General features: G+C 65.7%; 10 protein-coding genes. 6 read left to right on the top strand and 4 right to left on the bottom strand.

Features of this window, described 5'->3' with window-relative positions; all coding sequences use genetic code 11:
• Positions 1-2: 2 nt before the first annotated feature.
• Positions 3-1,436, bottom strand: coding sequence for a L,D-transpeptidase family protein (locus RIB52_RS00765; protein WP_350171906.1), 1,434 nt, complete (start codon positions 1,434-1,436; stop codon positions 3-5).
• Positions 1,437-1,632: 196 nt separating this feature from the next.
• On the opposite strand from RIB52_RS00765, the gene RIB52_RS00760 reads away from it, so the two are divergent.
• The 4 genes from RIB52_RS00760 to RIB52_RS00745 all read left to right on the top strand — a co-directional run bounded on the left by RIB52_RS00760 (position 1,633) and on the right by RIB52_RS00745 (position 7,379).
• Positions 1,633-2,571 (top strand): DMT family transporter, encoded by a 939-nt coding sequence (locus RIB52_RS00760; RefSeq protein ID WP_350171904.1) that lies wholly within the window; start codon positions 1,633-1,635, stop codon positions 2,569-2,571.
• Between the two features lie 146 nt (positions 2,572-2,717).
• A complete protein-coding gene (gene acnA / locus RIB52_RS00755) occupies positions 2,718-5,390 on the top strand; it encodes an aconitate hydratase AcnA (protein WP_350171902.1) in 2,673 nt (890 codons plus the stop codon).
• A 26-nt stretch (positions 5,391-5,416) separates the two neighbouring features.
• A complete protein-coding gene (locus RIB52_RS00750; protein WP_350171900.1) occupies positions 5,417-5,878 on the top strand; it encodes a rhodanese-like domain-containing protein in 462 nt (153 codons plus the stop codon).
• A 187-nt stretch (positions 5,879-6,065) separates the two neighbouring features.
• Positions 6,066-7,379, top strand: a complete 1,314-nt coding sequence (locus tag RIB52_RS00745) for a hypothetical protein (RefSeq protein WP_350171898.1) — start codon at positions 6,066-6,068, stop codon at positions 7,377-7,379.
• Positions 7,380-8,055: 676 nt separating this feature from the next.
• Here the strand turns inward: RIB52_RS00745 and ruvB are convergent.
• From ruvB to ruvA, 3 genes are read right to left on the bottom strand one after another with little or no spacing between them, the layout of a single operon-like run.
• A complete protein-coding gene (gene ruvB, locus RIB52_RS00740) occupies positions 8,056-9,096 on the bottom strand; it encodes a Holliday junction branch migration DNA helicase RuvB (protein WP_350171896.1) in 1,041 nt (346 codons plus the stop codon).
• Positions 9,093-9,485, bottom strand: coding sequence for a hypothetical protein (locus tag RIB52_RS00735; protein ID WP_350171894.1), 393 nt, complete (start codon positions 9,483-9,485; stop codon positions 9,093-9,095). Before RIB52_RS00735 ends, ruvB begins: the two co-directional genes overlap by 4 nt.
• Positions 9,486-9,504: 19 nt before the next feature.
• Positions 9,505-10,113: a Holliday junction branch migration protein RuvA gene (gene ruvA / locus RIB52_RS00730; protein WP_350171892.1), complete on the bottom strand. Its 609-nt coding sequence runs from the start codon at positions 10,111-10,113 to the stop codon at positions 9,505-9,507.
• 226 nt (positions 10,114-10,339) lie between these two features.
• On the opposite strand from ruvA, the gene aroC reads away from it, so the two are divergent.
• Positions 10,340-11,416, top strand: a complete 1,077-nt coding sequence (gene aroC / locus RIB52_RS00725) for a chorismate synthase (protein WP_350171890.1) — start codon at positions 10,340-10,342, stop codon at positions 11,414-11,416.
• A gap of 222 nt (positions 11,417-11,638) precedes the next feature.
• Positions 11,639-12,727 (top strand): metallophosphoesterase family protein, encoded by a 1,089-nt coding sequence (locus RIB52_RS00720; RefSeq protein ID WP_350171888.1) that lies wholly within the window; start codon positions 11,639-11,641, stop codon positions 12,725-12,727.
• Positions 12,728-12,814: the final 87 nt, after the last annotated feature.

The raw sequence follows: 12,814 nt of genomic DNA, 5'->3' as shown, positions 1-12,814 counted from the left end.
CGTCAGCCCTCGTCCCTCGGATCGTTCTCGATCACGATCACCTCGTCGTCGATCGCGCCCGGACGGTCATCGACGCGCGGCTTGTCGAGGCTCGCCAGCACCGGGGCATCGCGGTCGTAAATGTCCTCGAACTGCGTCATCTCGCCCTCCACGTTGGTGCCGTAGGTGAAATAGGTGATGTAGGCCGGGATCTCGCGCTCGATCATGACCTTGGTGTATTCGCCCGAGGTCGAGATCGCGACCGCCTCGTCGCGGCTCGCGCCCTTGCCGAGGATCGCCAGCGTCATGCCCAGTTCGAGCGCGCGCTCGGTGCGGATACAGCCGTGGCTGAGCGCGCGTCTGTCGCGCGCGAAAAGGTGGCGCGAAGGCGTATCGTGGAAGAAGATCGCATGGCGGTTGGGCATTTCCAGCTTTACCCGGCCCAGCGAATTGGTCGGCCCCGGCTGCTGCACGACCGAAATATAGCCGTTCGCCCCCCTGGTCGCCTTATAGCCTTTCGAGCGCGCCCATGATGGATTGTTCAGCACGCGCTGGCCCAGCCCTTCCCCCTTCACGATCGACTGCGGCACGGTCCAGGTCGGGTTGAAGACCACGCCTTCGACCATTTCGGCCAGCTGAGGCGTCGCGGTGCGGCCTGGCTTTCCGACGATGGTGCGATAGGTCTTGAGCGGCTTGCCACCAACCGTCAGGCGCAGCTGGTATTCGGGCACATTGGTGATGAGATAAAGCTTGCCCAGGTCGCGTGGCAGCCAGCGCCAGCGATCCATGTTGGCGCGGATCAGCTTGCGCTTTTCGACCTCTTCGGCAGGGGTCGCGGCGAGCGCATCGCGCAGGCGGGCGTAATCGGGATAACTCGGGTTGAGGCTGGTCAGCGTGCCCGCAATGTCGCCGCTTTCCAGCGCCTTTTCGAGCAGGTCTCCCGTGCGATAGCGATCGCGGTCGGGATCGATCACGAACCACTGCTTGCGCGCCTCCATCGGCGTGCGCCCGTCGCGCAGGTCCTCCACCAGCCAGACGAAGTTTTTCGATGCGAGCGCATCGAGCTCTTCGGACGGGCCGGAAGCGAGCGCAGTCCTGAGCGCCTGGAGGTCGTAATCGGCCGGGTCGAGCCCTTCGACAGCAATGCCCTCGATGAAGGCGACCAGCTTTTCGGCCTGGGAAAGCGACCATTGCGCCACCAGAGGGCCGGGCGGATCGAGATCGCCCTGCACCACCGGATCGGAGATCATGCGAGGAAAAGCCTCTTCGAAACGCGCGCCGGGTTCGGGCGTGTCCGATGCGTCGGGCGCGTCGGGCTCGTCCGGCGTACCTGCTTCCTGCTCCCCCGGAAGCAGGTTTTCGGCCCCGCCCGCGCCATCCTGCGCGCCCGCCGTTCCGGCAAGGCCGAGCACGAGCGCGGCCAGCCCGCCCGCCAGCAGTTTCGCCCGATTTGTCATGTCTCGTTTCCCGTCCGTCCTGCGCGCATGGGGCGCGGCTCTGTTCTGTTTGTCCTTACAGGTATACCCCCACCCCGCCCCCCCTATCAATGGCGATGGCTTTCGCTGGGCTGAATCCGCGATTGCGGGCGAATCGCGAGACGGCCCGCTCGGCGCGTGACGCGGCGCGCCCGGCGGACTACGTAAGGTGCCAGCCATGCCCGATACCGCCTCATCGCCGGCGCACCTCGCGCGCACAGCCCGGCTCGCGCCCTATATCGCGGCGTTCGCCGGGGTTGGCTTCCTTGCGCTGATGGATGCTTTCATGAAAGGCTCCGCCATGGCCGCCGGGGCCTATAGCGCAACCATGCTGCGCTCGCTGATCGGGGCGGCCTTGATCGCGCCCTTCTGGCTTGCGCGCGGGCCCGCCTGGCCGCGCGGAGCTGTGTTGCGGCTGCATCTGGAGCGCGGCGTAGTCTCCGCCTTCATGGCGTTGTCCTTTTTCTACGCGCTGACCAAGCTGCCGCTGGCCGAAGCCATTGCCTTGTCCTTCATCGCGCCGCTGCTCGCGCTCTATTTCGCGCATCTCCTGCTCGGCGAGACGATCCGGCGCGAGGCGGTGGGGGCGAGCCTGCTCGGCCTTGCGGGAACACTGGTGATCGTCGGCGGGCGGATCGGCAAGGGCGAATTCGATGCCGATGCGGGGTTCGGCCTTGCCGCGCTGGCCTTTTCCGCGGTGCTCTACGCCTACAATTTCATCGTCATCCGCCGCCAGAGCCAGCTTGCCGGGCCGGTCGAGGTCGCGACCTTTCATTCCGGGATCGGCGGGCTGGTCCTGCTCGTTTTTGCGCCCTTCGCCTGGCAGGCGCCGGCACCGGAGGTGATGGGCGGGATCGCTGCCGCCGGGGTGCTGAGCGTGGCGGGAGCGATGGCGATCGCCTGGGCCTATGCCCGCGAGGAGGCGCAGGCGTTGGTCCCGATCGAATATTCTGGATTTCTCTGGGCGAGCCTGCTGGGCTGGCTTTTTTTCCGCGAGGCCGTGACATGGCCGACGCTTGCCGGGGCGGGGCTGATCGTGGCGGGCTGCTGGCTGGTCACCCGCCCCGCCCCGTCGCCGGTCGCGTCCGAAAACGCGAACGATCCGACAAAGGCCTGATTCCATCCGATCGCGCCCTCGCCCGCCCTTGACCTAGGCCCCGCTGTCCAGCAATTGCGCGGTCGACGAATTCACCCGGGCCGCTGCGGTGCCCGGCCCCCTTTCCAGCCTAGGAAAGGGCGACAGCCAGAAGGATGGGATACGACATGACCGATACCGGCAAGGACACGCTGGGCACCCGCTCGACGCTGAATGTGGGCGGCACGGAATACGCCTATTATTCGCTCGCCAAGGCGGCCGAACAATTGGGCGACGTGTCGCGGCTGCCCATCTCGATGAAAGTGCTGCTGGAAAACATGCTGCGCTTCGAGGACGGCGGCTTCACCGTCGGGCAGGACGACATCCAGGCGATCATCGACTGGCAGAAGGATCCCTCGACCGGCAGCGAGATCCAGTATCGCCCCGCGCGCGTGCTGCTGCAGGATTTCACCGGCGTGCCCTGCGTGGTCGACCTCGCCGCGATGCGCGATGCGATCAAGAAGCTCGGTGGCGATACGCAGAAGATCAATCCGCAGGTTCCCGTGAACCTCGTGATCGACCACTCGGTCATGGTCGACGAATTCGGCCATCCCAAGGCGATGGAAGCGAACATGGCATTGGAATATGAGCGCAATGCCGAACGCTATGACTTCCTCAAGTGGGGTTCGAAGAGCTTCGAGAATTTCTCCGCCGTGCCGCCGGGCACGGGCATCTGCCACCAGGTGAACCTCGAACACATCGCGCGCGGTGTGTGGTCGTCCAAGGGGCCCGACGGCCAGATGGTGGCCTATCCCGACACCTGCGTCGGCACGGACAGCCACACCACGATGATCAACGGCCTCGGCGTGCTCGGCTGGGGCGTCGGAGGGATCGAGGCCGAGGCCGCAATGCTCGGCCAGCCGATCTCTATGCTCATCCCCGAAGTCGTCGGCTTCAAGCTCGAAGGCCGCATGGCCGAGGGCGTGACCGCGACCGACCTCGTGCTGACCTGCGTCCAGATGCTGCGCGAAGTCGGCGTTGTCGGCCGTTTCGTCGAATTCTACGGCCCCGGCGTTGCCAATCTCACGCTGGCCGATCGTGCGACGATCGCCAACATGGCGCCCGAATACGGCGCGACCTGCGGCTTCTTCGGCATCGACGATGCGACCATCGACTACCTGCGCCTGACCGGCCGCTCGGAAGAGACCATCGCCCTCGTCGAAGCCTATACGAAGGAACAGGGCATGTGGTTCGACCCCGAGGCCGAGCCGGTCTTCACCAAGACGCTCGAACTCGACATGGCGAGCGTCGTCCCCAGCCTTGCCGGGCCCAAGCGCCCGCAGGACAAGGTTATCCTCCCCGAGGTGGGCGAGCTGTTCAACCGCGACCTCGAGTCGATTTACAAGAAGGACAAGCCGCTGCGCGTCGGCGTCGAGGGCGCCAATCATGACATCGGCGACGGCGACGTGGTGATCGCCGCGATCACCAGCTGCACCAACACCTCCAACCCCGACGTGCTGATCGCCGCCGGTCTCGTCGCGCGCAAGGCGAACGAAAAGGGCCTGAAGCCCAAGCCCTGGGTCAAGACCAGCCTTGCACCGGGATCGCAGGTCGTCACCGATTACCTCGTCAAATCGGGCCTGCAGGACGATCTCGACGCGATCGGCTTCGATCTCGTTGGCTATGGCTGCACCACCTGCATCGGCAATTCGGGCCCGCTCGCCCCTCCAATCAGCGAGGCGATCAACAGCAACGACATCGTCGCGGCGAGCGTCCTGTCGGGCAATCGCAATTTCGAAGGCCGCGTGTCTCCCGACGTGCGCGCGAACTTCCTCGCCTCGCCGCCGCTGGTGGTCGCCTATGCGCTCAAGGGCACGGTGACCGAGGACATCACCACTACACCGCTCGGGCAGGACAAGGACGGCAATGACGTGATGCTCGCCGACCTTTGGCCCTCCAATGCCGAGATTGCCGAGCACCGGGCTGCCAATATCGACCGCTCGATGTTCGAATCGCGCTACGCCAATGTCTATGACGGCGACGAGCACTGGCAGGCGATCACGGTCGAGCCGTCCGACACCTACAAGTGGCGCGCCGGGTCCACCTATGTCGCCAATCCGCCCTATTTCGAAGGGATGGACATGACGCCCGCGCCGATCACCGACATCGTCGATGCGAAGCCGCTCGCGATCCTCGGCGATTCGGTCACCACCGACCACATCTCGCCCGCCGGTTCGATCAAGGAGGACAGCCCGGCAGGCTCCTACCTGATTGCGAACCAGGTGCAGAAGAAGGATTTCAACTCCTACGGCTCGCGCCGCGGCAACCACGAGGTGATGATGCGCGGCACCTTCGCCAATATCCGCATCAAGAACGAAATGGTGCCCGGCGTGGAGGGTGGCTACACCACCTATAATGGCGAGCAGATGGCGATCTACGACGCGGCGATGAAGCACAAGGAAGACGGCACGCCGCTGATCGTGGTCGGCGGCAAGGAATACGGCACCGGCTCGTCGCGCGACTGGGCGGCGAAGGGCACGATCCTCCTCGGTGTGCGCGCGGTCATCGTCGAAAGCTTCGAGCGTATCCACCGCTCCAACCTCGTCGGGATGGGCGTGCTGCCCTTGCAGTTCAAGGACGGCGACACCCGTGAGACGCTCGGTCTCACCGCCGACGACACTTTCAGCATCAAGGGCCTCGCCGATCTCGCCCCCGCGCAGGACGTGGAAATCGAGGTCACGCGCAAGGACGGGACGAAATTCACCTTCAGCGCGCTCTGCCGTATCGATACGGCGAACGAAATGGAGTATTACCGCAATGGCGGCATCCTCCATTACGTGCTGAGGAAGCTCGCCGCCTGAGCGCTGACGACAACCGGAGACGATCCATGCGACGCGTGCTTTTCCTTTCCCTGATCGCGCTGGGAGCCTGCGCCCCCGCGGCCGAGGAAGCCGAGGAGAAGCGCGCGCCCGCCTCGCCCTTCGGGTTCGAGCTGGCTTCCGCGCAGGGTGGGATCGCAGCGCCTGCGCCATCGGTCGTCGATCTTGCCCCGTCCGGAATCGAGGCGCTGCTTGCGCAAGGCGCGGTGCGCCTGATCGACGTGCGCACCGACGCGGAAGTGGTCGAAGGCATGATACCGGGAGCCGAGCATATCGCGCTCGATGAATTCGATCCGGCCTCGATCGATCTGTCAGCGGACGAAACTGTCGTGTTCTATTGCCGCTCGGGTCGGCGTTCGGCGCTTGCTGCGAAGCGACTCGCCGCGGCCAGCGGCGGGTCGGTCGCGCACCTCGCGGGCGGGATTGTCGCCTGGGAGCAGGCGGACGGCGAGCTTATCCTGCCCGAATAGACCCGCTCCCCTTCCACGCACCGCCAAGGGCGGAGGGCTTTGCGTAACCTTGTCAGGGAAGAAACTCTGCGCTGCCGCAGCGCGGTGGGGAGTCGGCCGGCTTCAGGCTTCCAACGTCTTGCGCTTGCCTGCCTTGTCCTTACGGCGGCGCAGGATTGCCAGCGCCGCGAGCCCGAACAGCCCGACCATGGGGGGCGCGGGCACTTCGACCCCGCTGCTGGTCCCGCCCGAGGTCGAGCTCGACGAACTGGAGGAAGAGGAAGAGGAAGAGGAGGTGCTCGTCCCCCCACCCGATGTCGCACCGCCCGTGGTCGAACCGGAGCTGGACGAAGAACTGGACGAGGAGGAAGACGAGCTGGTCGACGAACTCGTGCTGCTTGTCAGATCGCCCGACGAACCGCCACCACTGGTCGCCCCGCCCGAACTCGAAGAGGAAGAAGAGCTGGAGGACGAGCTGGAACTCGAAGAGGACGAAGAGGACGAGCTCGACACTCCGCCCGTGCTACTCGAGACGCCACCGGTCGAACTCGAGACATTACCCGAGGAACTGGAGACACCACCGGACGAGCTCGACACTCCGCCCGTGCTGCTCGAGACGCCGCCGGTCGAACTCGAGACATTGCCCGAGGAACTGGAGACACCACCGGACGAGCTCGAAACGCCGCCGGTGCTGGAGGAAACCCCGCCAGTGCTCGAGGAGACACTTCCCGTACTCGAAGAGACCTCGCCCGTGCTCGAGGAAACACCGCCCGTGCTCGAAGAAACGCCGCCCGAAGAACTCGATACGTCGCCGGAACTCGATGACACGGAGCCAGTGCTGCTGGAGACGTCACCCGAAGAGGACGAACTGCTCGATACGGAGCCGGTGCTGCTGGAAACGTCGCCCGAAGTGGACGAACTGCTCGATACGGAGCCGGTGCTGCTGGATACGTCGCCCGAGGTGGAGGAACTGCTCGAGACCGCACCGGTGCTTGACGACACGTCCCCGGACGAAGACGACGACGTGCTCGAGACCGCGCCGGTCGAACTGCTCGAGGAAACCGCGCCGCTCGAACTGCTCGAGGAAACCTCGCCGCTCGAAGACGAGATTGAGCCCGTCGAGGAGGTCGAAGTCACCGTGCCCGAGGACGAGGTGGTCGAGGTCGAATTGTCGATATCGATATCGATGACGGTCCCGCTGGTGCCGCCGCCGCTCGTCGTTCCGCCGTTAGTAGTTCCGCCGGTGGTCGTGCCGCCGGTGGTCGTGCCGCCACTGGTGGAGCTTACATCGCCCGACGAACTGACATCGCCGGATGTCGACCCGCCCGAAGTCGACGTCGTGGTCGAGACCGAAACGTCGCCCGAGGACGATCCGCCGCCTCCACCGCCGCCGAAGAAACCGCCAAAGAAGCCACCTCCGAAACCGCCGCCGAAACCGCCGAGCCCGCCGCCAACGACGAGCGGGGCCGCACCGCCGCCACCGCGGACAGGCGGCAGCGGGGGCAGCGGGGCGGGCGCATAGGCGACCTGCTGGATCGGGGGACATTCCTCGGGATCGAAATAGGCCTGGACCGCGCCTTCGGGCGCGCTCGTCGCCATGCCGGGCGCGCCGGCATAGGGCTGGCACTCGATCGTGCGCTCGACGATGCGGCGGCGGCGCGGCTCGGGCTCGGGGATGGTGCGCTGGCGAGTCTTGATATATTTCGGCTCGGCGATGCGCGGGGCGGTCTTGATGTATTTGCCCTGCCGTTCGCGTTCGACGAGGCGGCCGTCGAGACCGGTCGTGTATTCGGGCTCCTCAGTCGTCATCGGCTCGGCCGTGCGCACCGCACCGCCCTGCTGGGCGACCTGGACCGCACCGCCGGTCATCAGCGCCACGCCCGCAGCGGTAGCGGAAAGCTTTGCAGCAGCCAGTTTGAGCGACATGGACCCACCTCGAAATTCGATACGTTCGGCACGCCAATCCCGGACAGCGAACCTGAGCCGGGACGGGAGTGCAGACATTGTGTGAGGGTGAAAGCGTTACCGGGGCAACGCCGTTAACCACCCCTGCAAACTCACAATGACCGAAAACGAGGCGAAATCACGGTTTTTACAAGGGGCTGTCCCATTCCGGCACCGAAAACGCCCGGACCGTTAGCCGCAGGGGTGGCTTGTGGTTAATAAAGCCTCACCGCGTGGTTCATAAGCGGCCCGGCTCAATCCTGCTCGCCGAACATGCCGAGTTGACTGTCGCTCGGACCCCCGGGTGGAGACAGGCCGAGATGCTCCCATCCCGCATCGTTGAGCACGCGCCCGCGTGCGGTCCGCGCCAAAAGGCCGAGCTGGATGAGATAGGGCTCGACCACCTCCTCGACCGTGTCGCGCGGCTCGGCAAGGCCTGCGGCGAGCGTTTCGACCCCCACCGGCCCGCCCTTGTAGGTGGTCGCGATCATGGTGAGGTATTTGCGGTCCATTGCATCGAGCCCGAGCCGGTCGATCTCCAGCCGGGTGAGCGCATCGTCGGCCATGGCCTTGGTGACGGTCCCCTCGCCTGCGACATGGGCGAAATCGCGCACACGGCGCAGCAGCCGCCCGGCGACTCGCGGCGTGCCCCGGCTGCGGCGGGCGATCTCGCGCGCCCCCTCGGGCTCGATGGCGAGGCCGAGCAGCCGCGCCCCGCGCGTGACGACGAGGTCGAGCTCGTCATGGCTGTAGAAATTGAGCCGCACCGGAATGCCGAACCGGTCGCGCAGCGGCGTCGTCAGCAGGCCCTGCCGCGTGGTCGCGCCGATCAGGGTAAAGGGCGGCAGGTCGATGCGCACGCTGCGCGCCGAGGGTCCCTCGCCGATGATGATGTCGAGCGCGCGGTCCTCCATCGCAGGATACAGCACTTCCTCGACCACGGGATTGAGCCGGTGGATCTCGTCGATGAACAGGACGTCGTGCGGCTCGAGATTGGTGAGCAGCGCGGCAAGATCACCCGCCTTGGCGATGACGGGGCCGCTGGTCGCGCGAAAACCGACGCCGAGCTCGCCCGCAATGATCTGCGCGAGCGTCGTCTTGCCGAGCCCGGGCGGGCCGAAGAACAGCGTGTGATCCATCGCCTCGCCCCGGCCCTTCGCGCTTTCGATGAAGACACGCAGGTTATCGCGCGCGGCCTCCTGCCCGATGAACTCGGCGAGCGATTTGGGCCGCAGCGCGGCGTCGGGGTCGCCGGGCTGCGGCGCGGGGGAATGGAGGGGGGCGGGGTCGGTCAAGGCTTTCGAGCCTTCTTCGTCTCGAAGTCTAGTGATCGAAACGCTCTCCACTCAGATTCACTGTAAGGAGTGAAATCTTCGTCGGTCTCTCTGGGAATATCTACATACAAGCAACGGAAGCATTCGACGTTCTTTGGGCTCTTGAACGTCACAAGTGCGCCAAGCGTGGTGAAGTATGCTACGCTGGAAAGCCCAAACAGGTATGGGATAGCCCACCAGCCGCCTACGAGCGTGCCGAAATTCCCAGCCACTACAGCGACTGAAAGAGCAAGGTTGCCGAATGACCAGTAGAAGCCCGTCCGATATGCGTGCCTTCCGCCTGCGTGGAAGTTGAACGCCAAAAGGACGCTGATGCCAACCACCGCTGCTGAGGCAGATATGTCTTCCAAAGGACCCATCTCTCTCCTTTCACCCCGCCGCCCGCTTCAGCGCGACCCGGATCAGCTCGCTCTCGCCCGCATCCTCGCCCAGTTCGGCCTGTGCGCGGTCGACGGCCTGCGCGGCGATAGCGGGCTTGAAACCGAGATTTTCGAGCGCGCTCACCGCGTCCGCGCTGGCCGAGCCTGCCGGAGCCATCTTCGCGGCCATTCCGCCCGCACCGGAGCCGCCCGGAAGCGCGCCCGCCTTGTCCTTCAATTCGTTGACGATCCGCCCGGCAAGCTTGGGCCCCACGCCGTTCGCCCGCGCCACCTGCGCCGCATCGCCGCCAGCGCAGGCATCGCGCAATTCGCCGGTCGACAGCGCGGAGAGGATCGCGAGCGCCACCTTGCTCCCGACGCCCTGCACATTGGTGAGCAGCCGGAACCAGTCGCGCTCCTCGCCTTGTGCAAAGCCCAGAAGGCGCATGTCGTTCTCGCTCACCTGAAGGTCGGTGTGGACGGTGCAGGCCTCGCCCACCTCGCCCAGCGCGCTCAATGTGCGGGCCGAGCAATGGACAAGGTAGCCGACGCCGCCGACATCGACGATCGCCCAGTCCTCGCCGGTTTCATCGAGACGGCCCTTCAGCTTTGCAATCATCGTTTGTTTCCGCGCTACCGCTTCGCTGCTTGAGCGTTCTCTTCTACGCTACCGCTTCGCTGCTTGAGCGTCCTCTTCTACGCTACCGCTTCGCTGCTTGAGCGCAGTCTTGTCGCCCAAACCCGCACGGATTGCCAGACGGATGCGCGTGTTATCGTCGGCGGTTCGCCCTTCGCAGTTGCGGAAATATCGACACGGGCCGCGAATCCGCTAAGGCTTGGCGCATATGAGCTTCAACACTTTCGGGCGCGTGCTGCGCTTTTCGACATGGGGGGAAAGCCACGGGCCGGCGCTCGGCGCGGTCGTCGACGGCTGCCCGCCGGGCCTGACCTTGCGCGAAAAGGACATCCAGCCCTTCCTCGACGCGCGCCGTCCGGGGCAGAGCCGCTACACGACGCAGCGCAGGGAAGCCGACCAGGTCCGCATCCTGTCCGGTGTGTTCGAGGAGACGACCACCGGCACGCCGATCTCCCTTATGATCGAGAACACCGACCAGCGGTCGAAGGATTATTCAGAAATCGCGCGGAGCTATCGCCCGGGCCATGCCGATTATGTCTATGATGCCAAATACGGCATCCGCGACTATCGCGGCGGCGGGCGATCCAGCGCGCGCGAGACGGCTGCACGGGTCGCGGCCGGAGCGGTCGCGCGGGCGATCATTCCCGAAGTGACGATTCACGCCTATGTCTGCGAATTGGGCGGCGACAGAATCGAGCGCGAAGCGATCGATTACGACCAGATCGCGAAGAACCCTTTCTTCTGCCCGGACAGCTGGGCGGCGAAGCGCTGGGAGGAAAAGGTCGAGAAAGCGCGCAAGGACGGTTCCTCGCTCGGCGCGGTGGTCGAATGCGTGGCGACCGGGGTCCCGGCGGGCTGGGGCGCACCGGTCTATGCCAAGCTCGATGCCGACATCGCGAGCGCGATGATGAGCATCAACGCGGTCAAGGGCGTGGAAATCGGCGACGGCTTCGAGGCGGCGCGCCTGACGGGCGAGCAGAATGCCGATGCCATGACCCCGGGCGAAACACCGGGCGCCCCGCCGATCTTCGCGAGCAACCATGCGGGCGGAACAGCGGGCGGCATTTCGACAGGCCAGCCGGTGGTGTGCCGCGTGGCGTTCAAACCGACGAGTTCGATCCTCACTCCCGTCCCCTCGATCACGGCCGATGGCGAGCAGGTCGAGGTGCGCACGAAGGGCCGCCACGATCCCTGCGTCGGCATCCGCGGCACCCCGGTGGTTGCAGCGATGATGGCGCTGGTGCTGGCGGACCACAAGATGCTGCACCGCGCTCAAGTAGCTTAGCGGTAGCGCAACAGGAACGCGCTCAAGTAGCGTAGCGGTAGCGCGACACCGACCGTGCTCAAGTAGCGTAGCGTTAGCGCGACACCGACCGCGCTCAAGTGGCGTAGCGTTAGCGCGACCAACCCTCACTCCAACAGCGCACGCGACAGCGCCCTCGACCCGCTGACGTAGCGCGGGGGTAACATTCTCGGCGCATCGCCTCCGCGATCGAAGGAGGTGCCCATGATCCGTGCAGCAATGCTCGCCGCCATTCTTGCCGCCGCCCCGCTGGCCGCCCATCCCGGCCACACGCCGGACGGGGAGGTGCCGCAGGCAAGCCCCCGCATCGAGGCGCAAGTCCCGCCCGAGGCGCGCGGGAGCGAGAGCGGGGGGCTGCCCTGGACCAGTCTCGAGGCGCTCGATGCCGAGGCGCGCTTTCACTTCGTCGTCGTCTCCGACCGCACCGGTGGCCACCGGCCGGGCGTGTGGCAGGACGCAATGGACAAAATCGACCTCGTCCAGCCCGCCTTCGTCGTCAGCGTCGGCGATCTCATCGAAGGCTATACCGAGGATCGCCGCCAGCTCGAGCGCGAATGGGACGAGATCGACCGGATGATCGGAACGCTCGATTCGCCCTTCTTCTACGTGCCGGGCAATCACGACTATTCGAACGAGGTGATGGCGGCGCTGTGGGCCGAACGGCTCGGCGCGTCCTACTACTCGTTCACCTACAAGGGCGCGCTTTTCATCGTGCTCAATTCCGCGCTGTTCGATCGCGAGGGGCTGGAGGGTTACGGCAAGCGCGGCGGCGACTGGGCGGAGGAACAGGAAAAGCAGCTCTCCTGGCTGGATGAGACGCTGAAGGCGAACGAGGACGCGCGCTGGACTTTCCTGTTCATGCACCGCCCCTTCTGGCTCGAGACTTTCGTGCGGCCCAACGAAGGCGAGGATGTTCCCGCGACCGGGCCCTGGCCGAAACACACGCGCAGCCCGAGCGAATGGGACAAGGTCGAGGAAATACTGGGGCGTCGGCCCTACACTTTCCTGTCGGGGCACGAGCACGTCTACAACTACGAGGAAACGCCCGGCGTGCCGCACCAGCATCGCATCACGCTCGCCTCGACCGGCGGAGTCTCGGCAAATCGCGGAGTCGATTACGGTGAGTTCGACCACTTCCTTTGGATCACCATGACCGAGGACGGGCCGGTGATTGCCAACCTGCTGCTGGACGGCGTGCTGCCAGCCGACATGAAGCAGAAGCACCGCCGTCCCTGGTGGGCGCCGCGCGATCCGTCCGATCCGAAGGCGACGGACGGGGCCGGAGGCGAATAGCGCGCCTGACAAGGACTCTTGACTGACAAGACCTCTTTACAGTAAAGAGCTCTTGTCAGGCGGCGATTCGCCGCGAGCCCGAGGGAT

The organism is Erythrobacter sp., assembly GCF_040217515.1.
Classification (GTDB): Bacteria; Pseudomonadota; Alphaproteobacteria; order Sphingomonadales; family Sphingomonadaceae; genus Erythrobacter.
The sequence above is the reverse complement of the archived record's forward strand: the minus strand, read 5'-3'. Positions and strand labels throughout refer to the sequence as shown.

Bases quoted from the DNA above. Each gene is read 5' to 3' on its own strand.
- RIB52_RS00765 (WP_350171906.1), bottom strand. From the start codon at position 1,436: ATGACAAATCGGGCGAAACTGCTGGCGGGCGGGCTGGCCGCGCTCGTG.
- RIB52_RS00760 (WP_350171904.1), top strand. From the start codon at position 1,633: ATGCCCGATACCGCCTCATCGCCGGCGCACCTCGCGCGCACAGCCCGG.
- acnA (WP_350171902.1), top strand. From the start codon at position 2,718: ATGACCGATACCGGCAAGGACACGCTGGGCACCCGCTCGACGCTGAAT.
- RIB52_RS00750 (WP_350171900.1), top strand. From the start codon at position 5,417: ATGCGACGCGTGCTTTTCCTTTCCCTGATCGCGCTGGGAGCCTGCGCC.
- RIB52_RS00745 (WP_350171898.1), top strand. From the start codon at position 6,066: ATGGGGGGCGCGGGCACTTCGACCCCGCTGCTGGTCCCGCCCGAGGTC.
- ruvA (WP_350171892.1), bottom strand. From the start codon at position 10,113: ATGATTGCAAAGCTGAAGGGCCGTCTCGATGAAACCGGCGAGGACTGG.
- aroC (WP_350171890.1), top strand. From the start codon at position 10,340: ATGAGCTTCAACACTTTCGGGCGCGTGCTGCGCTTTTCGACATGGGGG.
- RIB52_RS00720 (WP_350171888.1), top strand. From the start codon at position 11,639: ATGATCCGTGCAGCAATGCTCGCCGCCATTCTTGCCGCCGCCCCGCTG.